A 23,219-nucleotide genomic window follows, 5' to 3' on the forward strand; every position below is an offset into this window, starting at 1 on the left:
CATAGATTTAAAAGGTTTGTTATTTAGTAAAATCAACAGTTAACCAATCCTCAAACCCTGACTCTTTTAGCGCTAAGCTGACCTTGTGTAAACTCGGATTGGCAGATACGCCTGAAGCTGTGTTGGCATGCACCTCAAATATCATCAGCTCATCACGGCGAAAAGCATGGCAACTCATTACCTTGTCAGACTTAGCAGCGTTTTTCAGTTGTTTTTTGTCGGCTTTGATACCATCAATTGCGATGATAACATCTTTAGCAGAGAGTCCTGCTGCGCTTGCGACACTATCTCGCAGCACCTTATTGACTCGCAAGCCTTCAGGGATCTCTTGTACACTGATACCCCAAGGCAGTGTGCTGTCTTTTTTATCACTATGTATTTCGATGCCATTGGCTGTTAGTAGCTGATCAATAGGCAGCGCATCGATGCCATTGACATAGCGGTGCTCAAACTCCTGCCATTCTGCTTGGGTCATAAACTGACTGATGACTGCGCCCATATCGGCGCTACTAATCCCAATGCGCTTATTATCGTTTTGTTTTGCTTGCTCATAAAACGCCTTGACTACATCAAACAGACGGTAGCGACCGTCGCTTTTCTGCAGTAGTGTTAAGTCTAAACACAGTGCGACCAATGCCCCTTTATTGTAGTAGCTTATACCTGCATTACCCGTGTTTTCATCACTACGATACAGTTTAATCCAAGCGTCAAAACTCGACTCAGCGACACTTTGGTGTGCACGACCGTCAGTCTGATGATAGCGATTGATCTGCTCAGCCAATAATTTGAGATAACTTCTTTCGTCAATCACGCCTGATGCTTGCAACATGAAGTCATCGATGTAAGAAGTAAAACCTTCAAACACCCATAGTAACGGCGTAAAGGCTTCCTTACGTAAATCCACGTCTATCATGACATCTGGACGTACGGTCTTGACCCACCATGCGTGAAAATACTCATGACTACAGAGTCCCAAATAGCGCTGATAATCGCTGCTTGGTATCTGTGGCTCATCACGACTTGGCAGATCATTACGCGGCGTAATGAGACTGGTCGAGTTGATATGCTCAAGACCACCATAGTCGTTGCCACTGGCATAAGTCATAAAGGTATAGTCAGCAAATGGCGCATCCTCTAGCCAATTGAGATACGTCTGACAAATTTGGGTAATATCTTGCTGCAAGCGACCCATATTAGTACTGTGCTTGCCAGAGATGAAGAAGCGATGACTCAAAGTCTGATGCGCGTTATCTTGAATAATAAAATCAAATGACTGTTGGGCTGCTATCTCAAACGGATGATCAATGAGATCGTGATAGCTCTCGGCATGTAGCTGATAGCCGTGTTGATCTGCACTCTGTAAATGCGTGGACTCAAGCCCGCAAGCAAGCACTACCTCGGTACCTTTTATCGTTAAATCTTGCGCCGCTACAAATGCGGTTGGCACTAGCAAGCTCACTTGTACGGGCTGCTGTTCCTGCCCTTCTACCGCCAAAGCCAGCGAGGTAAAGTTGCCATAGAGACGCTGCTGATCGACATAGGCGGTACGCACAGACAAATCATAACAATAGACTTCATAATGCACACTCAGCGTCTGCCCTGCTTTTACGGCTGGCAATTGCCAAGTGTTTTTGTCAACTTTGTGCGCCCGCTGCAGAACACCGTCGTCAACGGTATTTTCATCATCAGTATTTTCGTCTTTTATTTGATAATATACAGCGGTAATATGACGCGCAAACTCACGCATCAGATAGCTGCCTGGTATCCATGCTGGCAACCATAAACAAGGAGCCGATGTATTTGCGGTAAAGCTGAGGGTGATATCGACCAAATGCTCATTGAAACGGGCAAAATCAAGAATATAGTCAATATCAGCAGCCGCAGCAGCGTCGGTCGTGGATTTGGTCATAAGAGTTTTATTCATAGTAGTTACTTTAATTATGTAAGTTTATTTATACGAGTTATATAATTCAGGAAAAATGCTTATTATAATGTCTGTACCCATGGTAGAAGGCCTAGCCAAAAAACGCAACTGACATAAAAGCAGCGATTAGGGTCTTTATTGACTCAAACTTCATTAATATTACTATTTTTTATGATTTTGCCTTGAAAGTTATCACTTCCATCGCAATTAAAGAGGCTAACTGCTAAAGTTACCCTAATAAACTGATGATAATTGACTAATGATGTGGCTTTTGGCTTGCTGATTGGCTTTTTTAGGTTTATTTCCATCGTATTTAATTTTTTACATAGATATATTTAGGATAATTTATGACCACTATCGCAAAAGACACTGCCGTTAAATTCAATTACACGCTTAAAGACGACGAAGGCAACGTACTTGACCAATCTCCAGAAGGTCAGCCACTTGCTTATTTACACGGCCACCAGAACATCATTCCTGGCCTAGAAAAGCAACTAGAAGGTAAGTCTGCTGGCGAAAAAGTCAACGCAGTCGTTGAGCCTGCTGATGGCTACGGTGAATATCAAGAGCAAGCAGTACAACAAGTACCTCGTGATAACTTCCAAGGCGTTGAAGACATTCAGCCTGGCATGCAGTTTCAGTCAGAAGCTGGTGGCCAAGTGATGTTGGTGACTGTTACTGATGTGAACGACGAAATCGTTACTGTTGATGCAAACCATCCACTAGCTGGCAAGCGTTTGACCTTTGATGTCGAAATCCAAGAAGTACGTGCAGCGACTGAAGACGAGCTAAACCACGGCCATGTACATGGTGCTGGTGGCGTTGAGCACTAATCTTGTATGACTGAGCTTATTTAGTCTATACAGATAACTGCTAAAAATTGGAGGGTGCTATCATTATATGACTGCGCCCTTCAATCTAAAAAGACCAGTAGCATTGCTATTGGTCTTTTTTTGGCGCAAATTTTATGAGTTTGTATTTGTACATGATAGGTTTTTACATGCTTTGACAAGCTTTGCATATCTCAGATATAACAAAACCGTATAGCCATTAGGCTACACGGTTTTAGTTACTAACTATCCTTGTTAATGTCACGTCATATCCAATCCCAAGATATGTCGCAACTGACAGGCATCCAGCCTTATCATCCGTAATCAGCAATCCATCCCTGACGCAATTTATAAACAATCCTATAAATACCAATCCCTAGTATCAACAAACAGTATCGTTAAATTGTGCAGTGGGTATATAATCGCAGATTACTCAGTTTATAGTAAGAGGTCACAACGTCATTGCATGTAAGCATATGCTTACACTGCCTCTAAACCTTTATGAGTGTCTCTATCGTTCTGCCATAAGCGCTTCTTCAGGGCTGACGCTGATATCCGCCTCTGCACTAAGCATGAGATAAGCCGCTTCTTTTACAAAAACCTCATCTTCTGGTAGCTGCGGACGCTCATTTGACTTCATTTGGCTACGCTCTTCAAACTTTGCATCCATTGCTGCCTGATAGGTGTTCCAGTCTTTGTACGGGCGCTCGCCAGTGCCTATTAGGCGCTTGTTCTCCGCTTCTAATGTCCGCTGTTCGATCAACCTCATCTTTGCGCGGCGACTATTAATATCAAGATCGATTGGCTGCTTACTGTCTTCCATATCTCGAATATCATTGAGTGTCGATAAGTATACAAACTGCGGGTTTTTTTCTTGGCGAATTTTAGACTGTTGATTCAAGGTTGCCAGCGTATCTGAGCTAAATTTAGCTTCTGGTTTGTAGGCCGCTGTTTTGATGGTATCCCATGGCAGGGCTTTTTTCTGTGCCCGTTCACCAAAAGTAGCATCATCATAAATATTAACCAGCTCTACATCAGGTACAACGCCTTTATTCTGGGTACTGCCACCCGTGATGCGATAAAACTTACGCTGAGTCAAAGTGGCCGAGCCTAACGCCAAATTGTCTAGCTGAATCTGTGCTGAGCCTTTACCTGTAGTGGTATTACCCACCACCAGTCCTCGGCCATAGTCTTGAATGGCAGCGGCAAATATCTCACTGGCAGAGGCGGATGCTAGGTTGGTCAAAACCACGACTTTGCCGTCATATAGCTGCTTGCCACCGTCTTCGTCACTGTAGACTTGGATATTACCGCGATTATCACGAATCTGTACCAATGGCCCACCCTTAATAAACAACCCAAGCATTTTGGCCACTTCATCTAGCGAGCCACCTGGGTTATTGCGTAGGTCAACAACCAAGCCATCGATGTTTTGTTTATTGAGCTCTTTTAGGGCACGTTCAGTATCAACGCTGACGCTACGATAGTCTTCACCACTACGGCGCGCGCGATAATTCAAATAAAAACTGGGTATCTCAAGCACACCGATACGTTTTGGTGTGGCATCAATATTAGGTCGTTGTACGTCTATAGTACGATGAGTCACACCCGACTCTTCTTGCTCAATGATATCGCGGACGACAGTGACCGTACGGGCACTCGCTTCTGGTGTATTGGGCTGCATTACCCTTAAAGTAACTGAAGTGCCACGTTTGCCGCGTATCAAGCCGACAATCTCACGCGTCGACCAGCCGACCACGTCGGTCATGTTTTTGCCGTCTTCAGCAATCCCGATAATCAAATCATTAGGTTTGATTTGACCTGTTTTGGCTGCAGGCCCGCCATCGACTAAGGTGACAATACGAGTATAGTCTGGGTTTTTGCGATCTGGACGGATAGAGACGCCGATACCTTCTAGCTGTAAGCTTGACTGTATCTGTAGCTCAGTTGCCTGAATTGGCGCATAGTAATTGCTATGAGGATCATAAGTCAGCATGGCGGTGTTGAGTACCGTTTCCATGATCTCATCATCTTTTAGACGTTTCATCTGTCCTTGCTGTCGTGATAAACGATTGAGCAATATCTCACTTGGTGTGCGTTTATCGTCACGTACAAGGTCCTGACCAAGCGTGATGTCAGGGTTGTCTAAAAATATTTTTTCTTTGCCCTTTTCGCTTTCTTGACCCAAAGTGATACTCATCAACTGAAACTTAAGCTGACGCTCCCAATAATCACGTTGGTCTTTTTTTGTTTTAAGGTGACCAATATTTTCACGATCTAGAATAATGGTCTGATCGCTCGTCAGATCTATATCTGTTTTGAGCATTCTTTTTGCCATCTCGAAGTATTCGTTTGAGCGTTTGCGATAACGCTCAAAAATATCTACACCGGCAGATAAATCACCACGCTTTAGTCGATTACCAAAGTCGCTGGCATATTTTTCTTTAAATTCATCAACATCAGACTGCAAAAACAAGGTATGGTTTGGGTCTAGATTATCAATATACATGGATAGGATTTCACTACCCATCTCGGTATCCAATGGCTGATTCAGATAGTGACTGCGATCCAACAAGGCCGCTACTTGCCGAGTCGTCAGCTTCTGCTCAGGTGTCTGCGTGAAGCCTTCAGTATCAGTGTTTGCCACCGCTGCGCTATAACTCTGGGTCAAGATAACACCGGCCAAGCCAATTGACGCCACACTGAGTAACCACTGTGCTGGTTGTTTTTTCATCATATATACCTAATTGTCTTAAGTTGTAAAATACCTAAAATTTATTTTGTTATGATCAATCATTACATAAACCATATCTGATTCTATTATAATTCTTGTCTATTTAGTATGTGTCTCATTATTATATGGCTTAGATAATACTTATATCACTTAACCAAAAGCCACCTAGCTAAAAAGCAATTAATATTATCATGGGTGTCGGCTAGCCACTGTCTCAAACTGTATAAGCAATCTTACACGCTACGCCTCTACATACCAAACTTTCTCTTAGATTTCTTATGACCAAATACACCGCTGACCTGATACCAAGCAGCTCATCATTATTCTCAATAATCAAATGAGCATTAAGATATCAGACAACCATGATTTGCAGTTAAGGTAACATATATCTAACCTCCAATAACTGGCATAATATCTGGCATAATGTAACGCTCATTCAAAGCTCATAATATAAATCCATCGTATAACAGTGCATCGCACTCTAAGGATACCATCATGTACGGCGTATTAATGATTGATATCGACAGCACAGCCTTGACTGCTGAAGATGTCAGCTTAATCAAACAAGCTCAAGTAGGCGGTGTGATACTATTCGCTCGCAATGTCGAAAGTGCCGCACAAGTGCGCGAGCTCTGTGATGATATCCGTTATCACAACCCCGATATCTTAATCGGGGTTGATCAAGAAGGGGGACGTGTCGCCCGCCTGCGCGAAGGTTTTACCAAACTCCCTGCGATGGGCAAGCTTGGAAAATTGTTCGACCGTGACCCCACCCAAGCCTTGAGCAGCGCTTATGACTGTGGCTATTTGATGGCCGCAGAAGTACTGGCTGTCGGTATTGATTTGAGCTTTGCACCAGTACTCGATAGAGACGGTATCAGTCAAGTGATTGGCGATCGTAGCTTTCATGAAGACCCACAAATCATCGTCGCCCTAGCCACGCAATTCATGCGTGGCATGAGAGCAGCAGGAATGGCCACCACGGGTAAGCACTTCCCTGGACACGGTGCAATCGCGCCTGACTCCCATGTAGCAGAAGCCATTGATAACCGTAGCCTTGATGAAATCCTAGCCAGTGATATGCAGCCTTTTGCTCAAACGCTACCTTGGCTAGATGCTTTAATGCCAGCACACGTAATATTCTCACAAGTGGATAACAAGCCGGCAGGGTTTTCTAAAATTTGGCTAAAAGACATCATTCGCGATACCCTTAAATTTAAAGGCGTCTTGTTCTCTGATGACTTATCCATGGCGGGTGCGCAAGCGGCAGGTGATGTCAGTGCCCGAGTCAAAGCCGCGATCGAAGCAGGCTGTGACATCGCATTGGTGTGTAATGATCGCATTGCAGCCCACGAAGCAGCAGAAGCCGCGCAAGAGCTCCCCTATCCAAATCAAAAGCGTATCAAAGCCATGCGTGGACAGATTCCCTCATGGCAAGGAGATCTTACGTCTACTTGCCAACAGTTTGAGTATTGGCAACAAGCCAAAGATAGTGTGACTGAAACGTTTTTTGGCGCTGAGCTTGATACGCCCGCTTTTGACAGCCAGTTAAGGAATGACAAAAGTAACGACAGTATAGACCCTACCGCTTACAAATAACGCTTTATAAAAAACTCTTGATGAAAAGTACAAAAAACCGCACCTTCGATAAGGTGCGGTTTTGTTGAGTACTGACTAATTAATAAAACATCTCAAACATAGCAGCGATTAGTTTGTTGGATCTACTACCGTACCTTGACTAGGATCATCTCCGTCTGGCAATAAATCATCATTATCGCTATCTAGCGGATTTAAGTCTGGGTCAAGCGCATCGTTACTGATCAACATACCATCATTTGCGCTCACAGACTCATCATTTACAACGAACTCAATGCGGCGGTTACGGAAGCGACCCTGATCCGTTGAGTTATCTGCGATAGGATCTGTCTCACCCATACCTTTGGTAGTCAGCTTATCGGCATCAACACCTTGAGACACCAAATACTCTTTGACTGAATCAGCACGTTCCTGCGACAACTCCATATTATAAGCATCAGATGCTTGACTGTCCGTGTGACCAATAATAACCAACTTCATATCTGGCACTTCAGTGATGATTTTGGCAGCACGGTCAAGCAGCTCTTTATTAACCTCAGGAATAGCAGCTTCATCCACTTCAAAGTTGATAACCTGAATGCTTAATGCACGCGCGACATCACGAGGATCTGGGTTTTCACCAAGGTTCGTCATAGCCACGCCTGCAGCGGCTAGACTGTTGTCAATCTCGCCTTGCAAATCTAGTGGGCCTTCAGCTTTTACAGTCATGGCTGGAGCTGCAGCTTGTAAGTCGCTGACCAACTTATCCAACAAAGCTGCATCCGCAGTATTAACGATGATCTCATCACCCTTAATAATCATGCTGGCATTTGGCACGCTTTTTAGAATCGGTAAAATAGTAGCAAGCTGAGCAGCTGCAGGCATATCGGTTGCAAAGCCATCATCGACATCAGCACGGCACTTACTAGCTTCCTCACCAAATGTACTGGTCATGGCATTCATCACTGTCGTTTGTAATGCTTCATCACCGACGTTCATGCGACACGCATACAAGGTATTTGCTTCACCAGTAGCAATGCGTAACGATGCAGGCTCGATATCAGCGATTGCCATGGCTTGTCCATCATCACGGGCATCTTGCTGCTGTTCGGTCGCTACGGGTGTGCCGACTGGCTCAGGGTTTTCTTGACAGCCACGCAGTAGCGCCCAGGCCAGTGCCGCTAAAATAATCAGACCAACAATGGGGAGCAGCGCTTTCATAAAACTGCCTTTTTCTTCTTCCTCACGCTGCAGGGGTGCCGTACTAGTAGTATCAGAAATTTTCCCTGCGGCAGGCGCAGCAGCCAACATACCTGCGGGCAATACAGCGCCTGCCCATGCTGGAATGTTGTGCTGATAACCCGCAAGATTGTCACGCAAAAACTGTGGCACGGGTGTGGTACCAGCTAAGCTTTTAATCTCATGATAGGCTAGCGGTGCTGCCATAGCGACTAGACCGCGAGAGGCATCTGCGTCTACATTATGCGCGCCAGCAAGCTCACGTGAAACACGGTCACGATTGGCACCATCCATCCATACACGCTCATAAAAGCTTTGATCATCACGGGCAATATTTTCGTTTGAGAAACGACTGTAAGTATCGTCATCGGCTAGTCGAGCAGCAAAGATTGCATAAAACTGCTCAAGTAGATTTTTTTTGGCAGGCGTGCGATCATCTCCAAGTACTGCTGGGCTAACCGTGCGCGTCAAATGACCTATAATATCCATAATAACTCCTCCATTTACCATTAATTTTTTTAATCTTAAATAACCTCAGCAAAACAACTCTACAGCTATGAATAACCTTTTGGTTTCAGTAACTACTGTCTTCATTTCTCATTTTTATTAAAAGACCCTGAGAAAACCTTATGACCAAATAGACTACCGCTTCATACAAACAGCTTTTCTAACCGTCAACGTTTGGTTGTTAGCCTATTCAGTATTCACTCTCAAGGTTATGTCTCTAATAATACACTTAAAAGTCGATTTTACTCGAGCAATCTATTGATATTCGCTTTGGTAATTATAAGAGTGATCACTGGCACAGTACAATCAAGGGCTGTTGTGCAAATGATACAGTAGGTAATTTTTCAGTTGTGACACGTAACTGGTAATAAACGATAATCATCATCAAATAGGGTCGATTGGTACAGCTACGACAGAATGTCTAGCATAAAAGAAGGGAAAGATCAGATCGACAGCGCAGATTATGAATACTTTGTAAACAGGCTAGTAAGCACAGTCAGCTTGTCTATATCTGTCTGTTTACAAAGCGTAAAACTATTAAGCCTTATAAGCTTGGTACAGCATTATAAATGACCAATAAAGACGAATATGGGTGTTAATAAAACTATCTATCTTGCGTGATATTTTTATCTACAGGACGCTCATTGCGTAGTTGTTCGGCAACGATAGTCGTATTGGCAAGCTCATCGACCTCTGCCGCTGACATAGTGCCTGCTCGTGGAGTGGTCGCTTTGTTGTTATTGAAACTGCTATTAGAGTTGGGCGGTGCTGGAACGACACTGTCATTGGTATCATCATCTAATGCCTGATAGTTCTGAGCGTTACTCATTTGAGTATTATTGACATCGCCACCATAACCCTCATTGGCTGACATCCCTTCATTATACTCATCGTTAACTCCATTCATAGCAGCCATATCATTAGCTTCATCAGCGGTCATGGCATTGTTGTCAGACAATGGTAAGGGAGCCGATGTGGTGATAGCAATAGCAGGTATGAGAGTGCGCATATCAGTGACTAAATTTTGCAGCAGCACAGCATCAGGCGCTTCTAAGTTAAGGGTGTCATTTTGCAACTGTAGGCGTGCAAAGGGTACTGAGCGCAACAAGGTAAATATATCAGGCAGGGTTTCTGTGTTAATTCCAGACAAGCTAGTGGCAACACCTTCTTCTACTGTCAGCTCACAGCTACTTGCTTGCTCGCCAAAGCTGACATTTAAGCCCTGTCTAAGCGCACCTTGCAATGCGTCATCGCCAATGATAGCCGTACAGTTATACAAACTGCCGCTGTTATCAACTGCCACGACCAATTCGGCAGGCGTTAATACTTGTGCGACAGGCGCTTCGTTAGGCGCAGTGATGACAGGTGCCGTAGCAACTGGCTCTGCAGGTGTCGTAGAGTTTGGTTGAATGACCAGCGCCCAAACCAAGCCAATAGCCACTAACGCTCCAACCAGTAGCAACCCTATAACTATGGCATTTCTTCGCTTACGATTACTAACATCTGCACTGCCTGTAGCAGTATGCGACGCACGATAATCCGATGGGTTGACATGAATAGCATCTATACTGTTTTTTTGGGCTTTGGTAAGCTCTACTTGCGTTGGCATTTGCTCACTTGCACCTTCTGAGCTGTCAACTGGCACATCAGCCGTGGCAGTTATTAGACTTGGACTTGCTAAATCCATCGTGTCAGTCGCTGTACCATTATTATCATTTGCAGCGTCATACCTTTCAGCATTGCTACTTGGAACATTGTCATTTGAAGCATTGTCACTTACAACATTGTCATTTGCAGTATTTTCACTTGCAGCATGGCTGTTTAGAGTATTGAAAGTCGACGTACCTACTGAAGAGTTATCTATCGAATGAACCTTCTCATCCGTTACGGCTATCAGTGAGAGCACTTCGTCAGCCCATACCGGTAGATACTGGCGCACAGTAGGCTGCTCGGCTTGCAAAAATGCAGGCAAGAATTGCCCTTGTGCTTGATTCTTCAGCTCTTGATAGGCTAATTGCGCTACGTTTATCAATAGCTGTTCAGTAGCCACAGCATCAACATGATGAGTCACTGCCAACTCATCAATCAGTAGCTGACGCTGATCAATTGACTGCCATATCTGCTCAAATAAGCTAGTATTTGCCGTTGACTGTACTGCTACGCTGTGGTCACTACGCAGCAGCTGTGAGTATGCCATTGGCTGTGCCAAGCGTGTAATCAAAATAGCATAAAACTGTTCCAGCAAGCTGGTATGTGCCACGTTATCATCATTGCCTAACACGGCTGTGGTAACGGTTCGTTCGAGTTGGTCAATGAGAGTCATAAATAACGTCTTTATTTTGGTTGGTTTGGGTAGTAAAAAGTATTAGAACAGCAGCCACAGCAAAGCTTACGCTTTGTCGTTATTATTCTTAATCAATTAGACAGTATATTGAGTATAATGTGTATGCATATGTAAAAGGAGCGGCGATTTAATTGTAATTCTCCATTAAAAAAATTACGATGAAGCTATCACTGCTCAACGGTAAATAACTGCTTCGTAATTCGTCGTCAATACAACCAAACAATAGCCTTTGCTGTACAGCCGTCTTTTCCTCATTCTAAAGCGATAACAACCATTACATTTGCGACGCCTTGTTTATTTGGCATGGCCTAAGGATTATTCATTGTTCAACCATACTACTCTTATCATCATCGTCACCGTTATTGTCAGCTTACTAGCGTGGCAAAACAAGGCGTTGTTTAATCGGCTAATCTTTTATCCGCCAGCCGTGAGCGAAGGTCAATGGTATCGGTTTGTCAGTCATGGTTTTATTCATGCTGATAGTATGCATCTATTGTTCAATATGTTTACTCTATACTTTTTTGGTCGTGCCATTGAAGGACTGTATCAGCCATTTTTAGCTGGCTATGGCTTTATCGTTTTTTATCTACTAGCAATTATCGTTGCGATGATACCAAGCTACATCAAAAATAAAAACAGTGCCAGTTATTTAAGCTTAGGGGCATCAGGTGGGGTGTCAGCGGTACTTTTTGCCTTTATTTTGCTTGCTCCTTGGGAGACGCTTTATTTATTTGCTGTCGTTCCTATTCCTGCGATAGTATTTGCCATTGCATACGTCGGCTATAGTATTTACGCTGATAAGCGCGGTGGCTCCAATATCAACCATATGGCACATATGTGGGGCGGTGCATTTGGGGTGATAGCGACCATCGCTCTTGAGCCACAAGTGTTACCGCATTTTATTAATGCCTTACTTTCACCTAATTTTTAGCTTGTTTTTAGCACCTTTCTTCATTCACTTAGCTTTTGGGTTTTGATAACGACTTATGATTATAGATATTATTGGTGATGTTCATGGTTATGCTGACAAGCTGACTGGCTTGCTCGAGCAGTTAGGGTATGTCCATAATGGTCAGTACTTTGTACCACCAGAAGGCCATCGGGCGCTGTTTATTGGTGATTTGATAGACCGCGGCACACAGCAAGTAGCAACACTTGAGATCGTCTTTGCGATGCTAGACGCTGATGTCGCCGATGTCGTGATGGGCAACCATGAATACAATGCGATCGCTTTTGCCACGCCTGATCCTCGCAATCCAGGTGAGTACTTGCGCTCACATAATGATATTCATACACGCCAACACGAAACCTTCTTGGCAGAAGTACCCTTTGGCTCAGAGCAACATCAATATTGGATCAAGCGCTTTTATGAGATTCCATTGTGGATTGAGACTGACTATGCCTGCTTTGTGCATGCTTGTTGGGATGTAGACAGTATGGCGGTGCTCAAGCCGATGCTCACCTCTGACAATTGCTTGACCCCTCACGCCCTTGAAATAACCTCAAGAGAATTTACCGCACCCTTTGATGCCCTCGAGCGGGTATTAAAAGGCGTAGAAACACCGCTGCCTGAAGGCATTGTGATGGTAGATAAAGAAGGTACGGTACGCAAGCGCGTACGGGTACGCTGGTGGCTAGATGACTTGAAATCACGCACACTGCATGAGATTGCACGTGCGCCCTCATCAGCGCTGGCGCAAATCCCAATAGATGCGATGGCTGAAAACATCGACTTTGCGCTTAAGACACACAAACCTGTGTTTGTCGGTCATTACTGGCTCGCAGGAGAGCCCGAACCATTAAGCGCACAAGTAGTCTGTACTGACTATTCAGCAGCGATAGATAGCGGCTACTTGACGTGTTATCAGCTTGATACTGCCAAGCCATTGCCACTAAATGCCGATAACTTTATCCAATATCGCCATGACTAATTGACAAATACTATCTACACATTGAGTCCATTTTGAACCAGTAGCGAATGAGTAATGACGCTTACTTTGCAATTATTGGTAAAACTTGGCTTTACGGCCATAGCATATTTTTTGTATGATGGTCTTTTTGAGGATATCGCATTATGAGCACCCAATCAGCTACTGAACATCCCAAACCTATCTTTTCTCCTGCCGGCCAAGCAAAAGTTGGCATTATTATGGGCTCACAGTCTGACTGGGCGACGATGAGCGCCGCGGCACAGTTGCTGTCTGATTTTGAGATTGCTTTTGATTGTGAAGTGGTCTCTGCACACCGAACGCCAGACAGATTATTTGACTATGCCAAAAGCGCTAAAGATAAAGGCTTACAAGTGATTATCGCTGGTGCAGGCGGCGCAGCGCACCTGCCGGGTATGTGTGCCAGTCAAACGCCACTTCCTGTATTTGGAGTGCCAGTAAAGTCCTCGATACTGAGCGGTTGGGACAGCTTGCTCTCTATCGTACAGATGCCTAAAGGCGTGGCCGTTGGCACGTTAGCGATTGGTACGGCAGGTGCTTATAATGCTGCCCTGCTTGCGATTCAGGTCTTGGCATTGCATGATAGCGAAATTGCTACTAAGCTAGATAATCTGCGTAGCACCCAAACGGAAACCATCTTAGCCAGTCCAACGCCTGGTATTATTAGTGGCTAGATAGCAGCGGCTAGATAGTTTTTATTACCATGACTTCTTACCTTCTCTATCGAGATGGGTTGATGTTAATGGTTCTCCACTTGATATTTATTTCAAGATAGTTTTTACTGAATATAAGGTGCATACGTTGCACCTTTTCCTATTTTAATATGATCGTTTTAATCCATTTTTCATTCAAAGAGTCTCTATCATGACCACAGCCACTGCTTATCCTGTTACTCAAACCATTCGTACCATCGGTATCTTAGGCGGTGGTCAGCTTGGTATGATGCTCGCCCAAGCTGCTCTGCCGCTCGGCTATCAGTGTGTGTTTTTAGAAGACAGCACTGACTGTCCTGCTAGCCTATATGGCAAAGTGTTCCATAGTGAGCAATTAGAGGAGTTCATCGCTGCAGCCGATGTGTTTACCTTAGAGTTTGAAAACACTCCGACAGCGACTGTCGAGCAGTTAGCCAAATTATCAAAATCGGGCAGCAAACAAGGTATGTTTCCACCGCCGATTGCCCTTGAGATTGCCCAAGATCGCTTAAAAGAAAAGCAGATGTTTAATGATTTAGATATCGCCACCGTACCTTTTAAAGAAGTCAGCTCTGAAGCTGAGTTACAACAAGCTTGTGAAGCGTTAGGACTGCCTATTGTGCTTAAAACCAGTCGCGGTGGCTACGATGGCAAAGGCCAATACGTCATCAAGCAAGACAGTGACATCAAAGCTGCTTGGCAAGATTTTGAAGACGCCGTCAGCGGCAAAGGCAGCCTAACACCAACCCCTGCACCACTTATTGCAGAGGGTTTTATTAATTTCAGCCGTGAATTGTCTATCATCGCCGCACGCGCCCAAGACGGCAGTGTACGCTGTTATGACTTGGTGGAAAATGATCATCATCATGGCATCTTGGCCAAGACCCAAGCGCCTGCCGTTGGCACCAGTCATCTCTTTAGCCAAGCACAAGAAGCCATTACCACAGTCATGAACCATCTGGGTTATGTCGGGGTGATGGCACTTGAATTATTCGTCACTAAAGACGCTCGCGGTCATGATTATTTGCTTGCTAATGAGATTGCTCCACGCGTGCACAACTCTGGTCACTGGAGTATTGAAGGGGCGATTACCAGTCAGTTTGAGAACCATATTCGCGCAGTCGTCAACTTACCTTTGGGTGATACCGACAACGTCCATCCTGCGATTATGGTCAACGTACTGGGACAATATCCTGATATCAGTGCCGTACTGGCTATCGATGGTGTGCATTATCATAGCTACCACAAGGCGGAGCGCGAAGATCGCAAAATTGCTCATATTACCTTGATGCCCAATGACGTGACCGACTTAGAACCTTCAATGGCTAAACTGGTCGCCGTGTTACCCAATAAGGTTGGCTTAGACAAAGAATATCCACCTATCGCAGCTACTCAAGAGCGTCAGGAGCAGACAACTGAGACTCCTCCTCAAGATGCTAAAGAGCTTGATAACGAAACCGAAACAGCTGTCGAAAACGCTGACTTAGTAAGTAAGGATAGCAAAGTGGATAGTATTGAAAAGGCTAAAAAATAATGCAGATTTGGGTAGATGCTGACTCGGTGCCGTTAATCGCCAAAGATTTGATTATTAAAACTGCTGAGCGCACGCAAACGGTGGCGATATTCGTCGCCAATCAGCCGATCAAGTTACGTAAATCACCCCTGCTCGTCATGACGGTGGTACCTTCAGGGTTTGATAAAGCTGATGATTATATCGTCGAGCAAATACAGCCAGGCGATTTGGCCATCACCAGTGACATTCCTCTGGCCAATGATATTTTGGACAAAGGCGGCATGGTCTTGACCACGCGCGGGGTGGTCTACGACAAAAATAACATCAAGCAAAAGCTCAATATGCGCGACTTCATGGATACCATGCGCGGTACTGGCGTACTCGAATTGCAAGAAATGAGTGGGCAAAAACCTTATGGCGATCGGGACAAAAAAGCCTTTGCTGACGGCTTAAATAAGTTGGTACGTTAAGTTCACACCTACTTTTAAGCCAACCTTTATCCAGCCTCAATCTGAAAGCTGTCCTTTCTCCCTCTTCTTTAATACGCGTTATTTTCTGCAAAACATACAATCTTGCAAAGCGTATACACTCTATAACCAAACACTATGCAAACGGCACGCTTCATAACGAAGCGTGCCGACTATTCTTGTTAGTATATATTCAGTTTTTGGCACAAAGACTTTACACAAAGAAGATGTCAATAAAAAATAATAACGTATACAAAAACAGGAATGATTATGAAAATTTTAGTAATTGGCGCAAGTGGCCGCGTAGGTACAGATTTGGTTAAACAGTTATTAGAGGATAAGCATCAAGTGATTGGCACGACCCGTCAAGAAGAAAAGCTATTTAACGATGACAATTATAGTCAGTTAGATTTAGACATTACCGCCGAAAAAGACGCGATTCAAAAACAAATCGAGCAAGATATTGATGCCGTTTACTTTGTTGCAGGCTCTGGCGGTAAGGACGTTTTAGAAGTAGATTTACACGGTGCGGTTAAGACCATGCAAGCAGTAGATAATAAAGGTATCAAACGCTATATCATGCTAAGTACAGTGTTTTCGTTAGACACTAGCAAATGGGACAACCCTGGTATTGCAGACTTAAAAGAATACTATATTTGCAAGCATTACGCCGATCAGTGGTTGGTTAATAACAGCGACCTTGACTACACTATCGTACAAGCAGGTGCGCTAAAAGAACGTGAAGCGACTGGTAAAATCACTATCAATAATGACAATGCGGGTGAGAACTCGATTGAAGATGTGGCTACTACGTTAGCTGCCGTACTAAATGCGAGCAACACGACTAAGAAAGTGTTTAGTATGCACAATGGTGAAACAGCCATCACTGACGCTATCGCAAAACTATAATAATTAGAGACTTATAATAAATAACCTGTCGCTCTACGATAGCTAAAGAAGAAAAGCGAGTAAGCCGAAAGGTTTACTCGCTTTTTTATAAAGGACTATAAAATAAGCGGTAACTACACTAAGTCTCTCAAAAAAGACTAAGCCAAGCCACTGGGAAAAGGAATCACTTCTTCCAAATTTCTAGCACCTGTTATAACCATTAATAATCTATCAACACCAACTGCGATACCGCTACAAGGCATCAGAGCATCAGACGCCGCCAATAGGTGCTCATCGATTGGCATTTGTGGCAAATGATGCTGCTTGCGCAATTGATTGTCCTGCTCAAAGCGCTCCCGTAACGCCTGTCCATCGGCCAGCTCATCATAAGCATTGGCAATCTCGATACCATTGATATAGAGCTCAAAGCGTTTGGCGACTGTATTGCCCTCTTTATCTACCGCTGTTTTTGCCAGTGCCGCCGTTGCAGGTGGATACTCGATAATCAACGTCGGCAAATCATGACCCAGATTCGGCTCTACTGCATGACTGAATAGCAAATCCAACCAGCTTTGGCGAATGTTTTCTTCACTCTCGTCTGCATCATTGATGTCAGCGTTGAAATCAAAGCCCGTTAAGCCTTTGTCTTCTGCGACTGCTTGTAGCGCTGCAAGGCTGGCCGTCAGCGGATGGATACCGACAAAGTCCATAAACGCATCGACATAGCGGTAATGACTCATCACCACTGGATGACCATAAAGCGCCTCTAGTAACTCGCCTAACTCAGTCGCCATATCATCTAAACTATAATTTGGCTGATACCATTCAAGCATGGTGAATTCAATATTATGGCGCACACCTATTTCGTTATCTCGAAATACTGGGCAAATCTGATAGATAGGTACCTGCCAGCTGGCGAGTAAACGCTTCATGGCAAACTCAGGTGAGGTATGCAGATAATACATACAGGGTTTATCTTGATAAGTGACTTGCGCGGCGACTGACTGCAAGAATGTATCGGTGTTACCTGCTTGCGACAGCAGTGGCGTTTGCACTTCAAGCATGTGACGACTGGCAAAAAACTGACGGATATTGCTCATGAATTGTGCGCGCTGTTGCGCCATTGCCAGTGTCATGGTTGGCGCATAGCTGCAATCTGCATCATGCCTAGGATGGTTATTTTTTTGACTCATGAATATTGACTACAACTTATTAACAATAGGTTTTATATTTAGCTACTATTCTTGGATTGCTAAAACTGCCATTCACGGCGTAGATGATAATCCCGACGCAGCTTATCAAAGTCAGCACCGCTCACCTGCCCGTTAGTAACTTTTGCGCGTAGCTGTTTATCATCCTGCATAATGTCATAAAACTTCACTAGCCTATCAGGATGCTCCTTCAGCTCCGACCATAAATACATATTGACTGGTAATAGTTGCTGCATAGACTGTGTCGGAGTAACGGCAAGCGCTTCACATAATGCATCATAGATCATTTGTGTACCTCGCAGCTTACCTTCTAAGGTATAGCCTGCAATATGCGCTGTGGCGATTGCGAGCTTTGATAATAACTGCTCAGAGACTTGCGGCTCATGCTCAAACACATCGAGCACTACTTGGCGCTCGTTACTTTCAATATCAGCCTGTAATGCGGCTGCATCAATCACTGGACCTCGGGCACTATTAATTAATAAGGCTTCTGATGGCATGGCATCTAATACAGCTTTATTAATCAAATGCCGTGTTGGATAGTCGCTACCACTAAGGCTAGATTCACCCTTCTTATCAGTCAGCGGTACATGCAAGCTGATGATGTTACTTTGGTTAATGACTTGCTCAAAGCTGGCGTTATTGATGTTCGATGCAGGCAGTAATGGGTCATACCCCAATATCTGCCACCCAAGATTAGTAGCATACTGCGCCAGTGTACTACCGATATTACCCAGTCCGATGATACCCAAGGTTACTGGCACCGGTGGCTGCTGCCAGTACTGTGGACGCAAGGTCAAAATTGCCGTCAATACGTATTGCACCACTGAATGCTTGCTAGAGCCTGCAGCATTGGCAAAGCTAATATTGCGCTGCGCCAGATATTCCTGATCGACATGATCGGTACCAATGGTCGCCGAACCGACAAACTTTACACTGTCATTATTTGCTAATAAATGCGCGTTTACCTGCGTCACAGAGCGTATCAATAAGACATCTGGCTGCGTCTCGGCAAGTAGCTGCGCACTAATGTCTCGCCCAGCGGCTTTGATAATATTAACGCTTTGATAAATATCCTGACCCAGCGTTTGCGCGTTAAAAAAGTCGTCAAGACTGGCAATATTGCTATCTGCGATAATGGTCAGACTATCTGTTGTTTCAGAGATTCCGTGAGAAGCACTATCTGGCGCAAGCTCAGTCAGTACAGAAGAGTTGATAGCGTTGGGCATAATAAGCGCCTCGATTGATTAAGAGTATTATTGAGTGTCTGCTGATTGTTATGATCGGGTCGGCTAGTATCATATGCACGACAACTAGGGCGTGTCCTCAATCTGAACGATTGCATCTAAATGGACTAAAAATGGCTAAATTTTGCCAAACGGCGTCAAATAACTGGCTAGTATCCCGATATTATCTGCGTTATTTTCCTTGTTTGACTTCAATTTATCTCATTTTTATCATCATTTTCAAAATGAGGACACGTCCTAACCATACCTTACTTTTTTGTTTTACGCTTATCACTGTTACTTTTTGCTGAGTCATCAAAGTCTAACAGCATTTGATTGTCTGTCAGGACGACCTCTTTTGGCGAAAATATCTCGTCTTTATGTTGAGATATCCACTCGCGCCACACGGCAAGGCCAATTGCTAATACGACTGGCCCAATGAACAAACCGACAAAACCAAAGGCCGTCAGACCACCTAACACCCCGATAAAAATAATAATAAAAGGGATTTTGGTTGCGCCACTGATCACCATAGGACGAATCAAGTTATCTACCCAGCTAATCACTAAGGTACCCCAAACTGCTAGGCCGATACCTTCTGCTGTATGGCCTTGACTCAATAGCCAAATCGATACTGCACCCCAAGCAAACGGTGTACCAAAAGGAATTAATGCAATCATAAAAGTAGCAATGGTTAATAAGATTGGACTTGGTGCCCCTGAAAAATAATAGCCAAGACCCGCAAGCATCGCCTGCGCTAATGCTGTCAGTCCAATACCATAAACGACGGCACGCGTGGTGCTACCAACCGAATCAATATAACCGTCAATACGATTGCCGATGACATTACGCAGCGCCTGACGAATCTGGCGTATCAAGCTAATACCATCACGATAAAAGAAAAACAACGTCATCAACGCCATACCAAGCTTAGCTAGCGTGCTAAACGCCACATCAAGTGCGACCTTCCCATAGTACAAATGCGACTGTATCCACAGGCGGAATGCTTCAAGCGCCCCTTCAGGGTTCCTATTTATCTGCCACAATATATCTTTGATTTGCTGACCAATAATAGGCAACTCTTTGAGCGACTCTGGCACATCAAGATAACCAACTTTGACACGGTAAATCAAATTACTAATAAGGCTCAGCGCCTCTTGTTGCAAGATAAACAAGCCAATAACCAGCGGCACACCCATGATTAAAGAGATACTCACAGTCATGATGGCGGCACTGAGATCTGGGCTAAAACGCACTCTTTCATGGAAAAAGTTATAAACTGGAAAGGTGACATAAGCCAAAATCGCTGCCCACAATGCAGGTACAATAAAAAACTGTACCACTTGAAAGCACAGGATTATTAATATTGCGAGCAAAGTGATGGCGAGTAAGCGTTGAATGACTAACTCTTTTGTCCAGTTTTCAATCATAACGTGTAAACCAAAAGTTAACCGCAAAAGGTGGGCACGCTTTTGCTGCAAAATATATAAGTAAGCTACTGTTTACGAACCATATCCATAAACGGTAGCCATAGGCGAGATAAGTAGTTATCAGTGTTATATTTAGCGTTGAAGACTTTCTTTTATATCATTTTTTATCAACCATATCTTATAGTTAATAACCGTCAATGGATATGATTAGCTGATAAACTCATTGATTTATCAGATTAAACAACCAACCTACCGACTGCGCTTGAGTGCTGAGCAAACAGATTTCGTGCTTCGCGTCTATTATGCAATAAGATGACTGAATAGGATAACGCTATGTTGTAATTTTTACTTACAATTTCATTTAAGCAGCTTAGCATCATTACTACTTAGATTCTAAAAAACAGTCTCTATCAGTGCCGCGGTCGAATATTCAACACGCCCTAATCAAGCTACACTTTATAGTGTCGAGTAGTCTCATAAAGGAGTCTTCTAATAGAGGTAAATCATCGCGGCTTGCTCTTAGCCTTGATAATTGATGTTATACTAAAGCGACTATTTTAGTTTTTCCAAAGCTGCTAAATAAGTTTTAGCGCAACATTCTGCGCAAATCTCAGCATCATAAATAACGAGCATGCGATAAGTATTGATGACTTAGTACCAGCTTATGAGCGTTTTTAGAATAAAGCCTGATCATTTAAGGCGCTGTGCTTAGACAGAGCATATCTGCTCGCACAGTTTTCAAAGATCTGATTCGGATTGATAAATCCTCCAAATTTTAATTGATATATTTATAGGAACAATAACAATGTCAAAAGACACTGATACCTCCAACCTTATAGCAGAGAATGCTGCCAACTCAAATTCTATACCCAACACTGTCACTTTTGCTTTAGCTCAGTCACATTTTTTGGTGGGCGATATTACTGCCAACGCGGATAAAATGCGTCAGCTTGCTATTGAAGCACGCGCGCAAGGCGCCGATGTGATTGTCTTCCCAGAGTTGGCGCTATTAGGCTATCCACCGCAAGACTTACTATTACGTCCAAGCCTTTCAGGTCGCGTCAAAAATGCACTGTCTGCGCTCAGTGATATCGAAGATATTGTGATGATCGTCGGTTACCCACATGTCGATCATCATGGCACCTTTAACTCAGCGGCTATCTTGCATAATGGTCACCAAAAAGGCTTTTATCATAAGCAGTTTTTGCCAAACTATGGCGTGTTTGATGAGCGTCGTTATTTTGACAAAGGTCGCAATCAAGTATTATTTGATTATAAAGGCATCACTATCGGGCTTCTTATTTGTGAAGACCTATGGGAAAAAACGCCAATCGCTGATCTCAAACAGCAAGGCGCAGATCTCATTGTTTGCTTAAATGCATCACCGTTTGAAGCGGATAAGCAAGACACACGCAAAGCCATGCTGACCAAACGTAGCCGCGAGCACAAGCTGCCTATCGTGTACGTAAATGCGGTGGGTGGTCAAGACGACTTAGTATTCGATGGCGGCTCTATGGTCGCACAAGCCGACGGCACTATCGCGCATGAAGCTTCGCGCTTTTTAGATCAGTTAATGCTGGCAACTTTGGATGTCAACACCCTCAAATTTGACAACCAAACCAAAGCGCCACTGTCGCTCAGCCGTGAATCAGAAATGTATCAAGCGTTGGTCGTTGGACTGCGCGACTATGTCAACCATTCAGGATTTACAGGGGTGCTTATAGGTCTCTCAGGCGGGATTGATTCAGCCCTTACCTTGTGTATAGCGGTTGACGCATTGGGCGCTGATAAGGTCTATGCAGTGATGATGCCTTATGAATACACTTCTAAAATCAGCCTAGAAGATGCACAAGCGCAAGCACGTCGCCTGAACGTCTCTTATACCGTCTGCCCTATCTTTGATGCGGTAGAAGGCATTCGCCATACGCTTGCACCATTATTCAACAAGTCACCTACCGACACGACTGAAGAAAACATTCAAGCACGTGCACGCGGTGTTATCTTGATGGCACTCTCTAATAAGTTTGGACACTTAGTACTCACCACTGGCAATAAGTCTGAGCTGGCAGTCGGGTACTCCACTTTATACGGTGACATGGCTGGTGGTTTTGACGTGCTTAAAGACGTCTATAAGTCACAAGTCTATAACTTAGCCAGCTACCGCAATCGTCTTGAAGATACGCCTGTCATTCCTGAGCGCGTCATCACCCGCCCGCCTTCTGCGGAGCTACGCCCTGATCAAAAAGACCAAGACAGCCTACCTGACTATGATGTGCTAGACGGTATTTTGACCTTGTATATCGATGAAGATATGGGTTACCAAGATATTATCAATAAAGGTTTCGATGCTGATATGGTCGGTAGAATCATCCAGATGGTTGATGGTAGCGAATACAAACGTTTGCAAGCACCTATTGGTACTAAGGTTAGCCACAAAGCCTTTGGCCGTGAGCGCCGTTATCCGCTGGTGAATAAATGGTCTCTTAAAGGCTAATCACCACACTCAACGCCTGTCACAACAAACAATTAAAAGTGGCGGGCTGAGTGCAATAGAATTATAATTCTCTTGTTTTATCATTAGCTGGGTGTATGCCCAGCTTTTTTATTATCTATCTATTCTCTATCTCTCTAATTATCAAGCAGATTCCAATGGCTCAATGATTGAGCCTATCTGTTTTTATCCGAGTATC

The 23,219-nt window shown here is 44.1% G+C and carries 16 protein-coding genes; 9 read left to right on the top strand and 7 right to left on the bottom strand.

The window, feature by feature from the left end:
- Window positions 1-19: 19 nt before the first annotated feature.
- Window positions 20-1,924, bottom strand: coding sequence for a M61 family metallopeptidase (locus JMY01_RS11105; RefSeq protein ID WP_227677877.1), 1,905 nt, complete (start codon window positions 1,922-1,924; stop codon window positions 20-22).
- Window positions 1,925-2,271: 347 nt separating this feature from the next.
- Between JMY01_RS11105 and JMY01_RS11110 the strand changes: the two genes are divergently transcribed.
- Window positions 2,272-2,757 (top strand): peptidylprolyl isomerase, encoded by a 486-nt coding sequence (locus JMY01_RS11110; RefSeq protein ID WP_201575776.1) that lies wholly within the window; start codon window positions 2,272-2,274, stop codon window positions 2,755-2,757.
- A gap of 508 nt (window positions 2,758-3,265) precedes the next feature.
- Here the strand turns inward: JMY01_RS11110 and JMY01_RS11115 are convergent.
- Window positions 3,266-5,488: a carboxy terminal-processing peptidase gene (locus JMY01_RS11115; RefSeq protein WP_201575778.1), complete on the bottom strand. Its 2,223-nt coding sequence runs from the start codon at window positions 5,486-5,488 to the stop codon at window positions 3,266-3,268.
- A gap of 495 nt (window positions 5,489-5,983) precedes the next feature.
- Between JMY01_RS11115 and nagZ the strand changes: the two genes are divergently transcribed.
- Window positions 5,984-7,087 carry a beta-N-acetylhexosaminidase gene (gene nagZ / locus JMY01_RS11120; protein ID WP_201575780.1) on the top strand — a complete coding sequence of 368 codons (1,104 nt, stop codon included), beginning with the start codon at window positions 5,984-5,986 and terminating at the stop codon, window positions 7,085-7,087.
- A gap of 108 nt (window positions 7,088-7,195) precedes the next feature.
- On the opposite strand, the gene JMY01_RS11125 is transcribed toward nagZ, so the two are convergent.
- Together JMY01_RS11125 and JMY01_RS11130 are read right to left on the bottom strand one after the other, a co-directional pair.
- Window positions 7,196-8,791 (bottom strand): OmpA family protein, encoded by a 1,596-nt coding sequence (locus tag JMY01_RS11125; RefSeq protein ID WP_201575781.1) that lies wholly within the window; start codon window positions 8,789-8,791, stop codon window positions 7,196-7,198.
- Window positions 8,792-9,413: 622 nt separating this feature from the next.
- A complete protein-coding gene (locus JMY01_RS11130) occupies window positions 9,414-11,132 on the bottom strand; it encodes a hypothetical protein (RefSeq protein ID WP_201575784.1) in 1,719 nt (572 codons plus the stop codon).
- Window positions 11,133-11,475: 343 nt separating this feature from the next.
- Here JMY01_RS11130 and JMY01_RS11135 point away from each other — a divergent pair, with 343 nt between their 5' ends.
- The 6 genes from JMY01_RS11135 (at window position 11,476) to JMY01_RS11160 (ending at window position 16,683) form a co-directional block, all read left to right on the top strand.
- Window positions 11,476-12,084 carry a rhomboid family intramembrane serine protease gene (locus tag JMY01_RS11135; RefSeq protein ID WP_201575791.1) on the top strand — a complete coding sequence of 203 codons (609 nt, stop codon included), beginning with the start codon at window positions 11,476-11,478 and terminating at the stop codon, window positions 12,082-12,084.
- Between the two features lie 55 nt (window positions 12,085-12,139).
- The gene (locus tag JMY01_RS11140) at window positions 12,140-13,084 is read left to right on the top strand and encodes a metallophosphoesterase (protein ID WP_201575793.1); all 945 of its coding nucleotides are present in this window, start codon (window positions 12,140-12,142) and stop codon (window positions 13,082-13,084) included.
- 143 nt (window positions 13,085-13,227) lie between these two features.
- On the top strand, window positions 13,228-13,776 hold the full coding sequence (gene purE / locus JMY01_RS11145; protein WP_201575795.1) for a 5-(carboxyamino)imidazole ribonucleotide mutase: 549 nt from the start codon (window positions 13,228-13,230) through the stop codon (window positions 13,774-13,776).
- A 190-nt stretch (window positions 13,777-13,966) separates the two neighbouring features.
- The gene (locus tag JMY01_RS11150) at window positions 13,967-15,328 is read left to right on the top strand and encodes a 5-(carboxyamino)imidazole ribonucleotide synthase (RefSeq protein WP_201575797.1); all 1,362 of its coding nucleotides are present in this window, start codon (window positions 13,967-13,969) and stop codon (window positions 15,326-15,328) included.
- Window positions 15,328-15,777, top strand: coding sequence for a DUF188 domain-containing protein (locus JMY01_RS11155; RefSeq protein ID WP_201575800.1), 450 nt, complete (start codon window positions 15,328-15,330; stop codon window positions 15,775-15,777). Before JMY01_RS11150 ends, JMY01_RS11155 begins: the two co-directional genes overlap by 1 nt.
- 267 nt (window positions 15,778-16,044) lie before the next feature.
- Window positions 16,045-16,683 carry an NAD(P)H-binding protein gene (locus tag JMY01_RS11160; protein ID WP_201575802.1) on the top strand — a complete coding sequence of 213 codons (639 nt, stop codon included), beginning with the start codon at window positions 16,045-16,047 and terminating at the stop codon, window positions 16,681-16,683.
- A gap of 137 nt (window positions 16,684-16,820) precedes the next feature.
- Here JMY01_RS11160 and epmA read toward each other — a convergent pair whose 3' ends face one another.
- The 3 genes from epmA to JMY01_RS11175 all read right to left on the bottom strand — a co-directional run bounded on the left by epmA (window position 16,821) and on the right by JMY01_RS11175 (window position 20,529).
- A complete protein-coding gene (epmA, locus tag JMY01_RS11165) occupies window positions 16,821-17,855 on the bottom strand; it encodes an EF-P lysine aminoacylase EpmA (RefSeq protein WP_201575804.1) in 1,035 nt (344 codons plus the stop codon).
- A gap of 59 nt (window positions 17,856-17,914) precedes the next feature.
- The gene (locus JMY01_RS11170; RefSeq protein WP_201575806.1) at window positions 17,915-19,102 is read right to left on the bottom strand and encodes a 4-phosphoerythronate dehydrogenase; all 1,188 of its coding nucleotides are present in this window, start codon (window positions 19,100-19,102) and stop codon (window positions 17,915-17,917) included.
- 266 nt (window positions 19,103-19,368) lie between these two features.
- A complete protein-coding gene (locus tag JMY01_RS11175) occupies window positions 19,369-20,529 on the bottom strand; it encodes an AI-2E family transporter (RefSeq protein WP_201575808.1) in 1,161 nt (386 codons plus the stop codon).
- An 805-nt stretch (window positions 20,530-21,334) separates the two neighbouring features.
- Between JMY01_RS11175 and JMY01_RS11180 the strand changes: the two genes are divergently transcribed.
- Window positions 21,335-23,023: an NAD+ synthase gene (locus JMY01_RS11180; RefSeq protein ID WP_201575810.1), complete on the top strand. Its 1,689-nt coding sequence runs from the start codon at window positions 21,335-21,337 to the stop codon at window positions 23,021-23,023.
- Window positions 23,024-23,219: the final 196 nt, after the last annotated feature.

It is taken from the genome of Psychrobacter sp. H8-1 (assembly GCF_904846575.1).
Taxonomy (GTDB): domain Bacteria; phylum Pseudomonadota; class Gammaproteobacteria; order Pseudomonadales; family Moraxellaceae; genus Psychrobacter; species Psychrobacter fulvigenes.

Coding starts and splice junctions, on each gene's coding strand:
- JMY01_RS11105 (WP_227677877.1), bottom strand. CDS start 1,924: ATGAATAAAACTCTTATGACCAAATCCACGACCGACGCTGCTGCGGCT.
- JMY01_RS11110 (WP_201575776.1), top strand. CDS start 2,272: ATGACCACTATCGCAAAAGACACTGCCGTTAAATTCAATTACACGCTT.
- JMY01_RS11115 (WP_201575778.1), bottom strand. CDS start 5,488: ATGAAAAAACAACCAGCACAGTGGTTACTCAGTGTGGCGTCAATTGGC.
- nagZ (WP_201575780.1), top strand. CDS start 5,984: ATGTACGGCGTATTAATGATTGATATCGACAGCACAGCCTTGACTGCT.
- JMY01_RS11125 (WP_201575781.1), bottom strand. CDS start 8,791: ATGGATATTATAGGTCATTTGACGCGCACGGTTAGCCCAGCAGTACTT.
- JMY01_RS11130 (WP_201575784.1), bottom strand. CDS start 11,132: ATGACTCTCATTGACCAACTCGAACGAACCGTTACCACAGCCGTGTTA.
- JMY01_RS11140 (WP_201575793.1), top strand. CDS start 12,140: ATGATTATAGATATTATTGGTGATGTTCATGGTTATGCTGACAAGCTG.
- purE (WP_201575795.1), top strand. CDS start 13,228: ATGAGCACCCAATCAGCTACTGAACATCCCAAACCTATCTTTTCTCCT.
- JMY01_RS11150 (WP_201575797.1), top strand. CDS start 13,967: ATGACCACAGCCACTGCTTATCCTGTTACTCAAACCATTCGTACCATC.
- JMY01_RS11155 (WP_201575800.1), top strand. CDS start 15,328: ATGCAGATTTGGGTAGATGCTGACTCGGTGCCGTTAATCGCCAAAGAT.
- JMY01_RS11160 (WP_201575802.1), top strand. CDS start 16,045: ATGAAAATTTTAGTAATTGGCGCAAGTGGCCGCGTAGGTACAGATTTG.
- epmA (WP_201575804.1), bottom strand. CDS start 17,855: ATGAGTCAAAAAAATAACCATCCTAGGCATGATGCAGATTGCAGCTAT.
- JMY01_RS11170 (WP_201575806.1), bottom strand. CDS start 19,102: ATGCCCAACGCTATCAACTCTTCTGTACTGACTGAGCTTGCGCCAGAT.
- JMY01_RS11175 (WP_201575808.1), bottom strand. CDS start 20,529: ATGATTGAAAACTGGACAAAAGAGTTAGTCATTCAACGCTTACTCGCC.
- JMY01_RS11180 (WP_201575810.1), top strand. CDS start 21,335: ATGTCAAAAGACACTGATACCTCCAACCTTATAGCAGAGAATGCTGCC.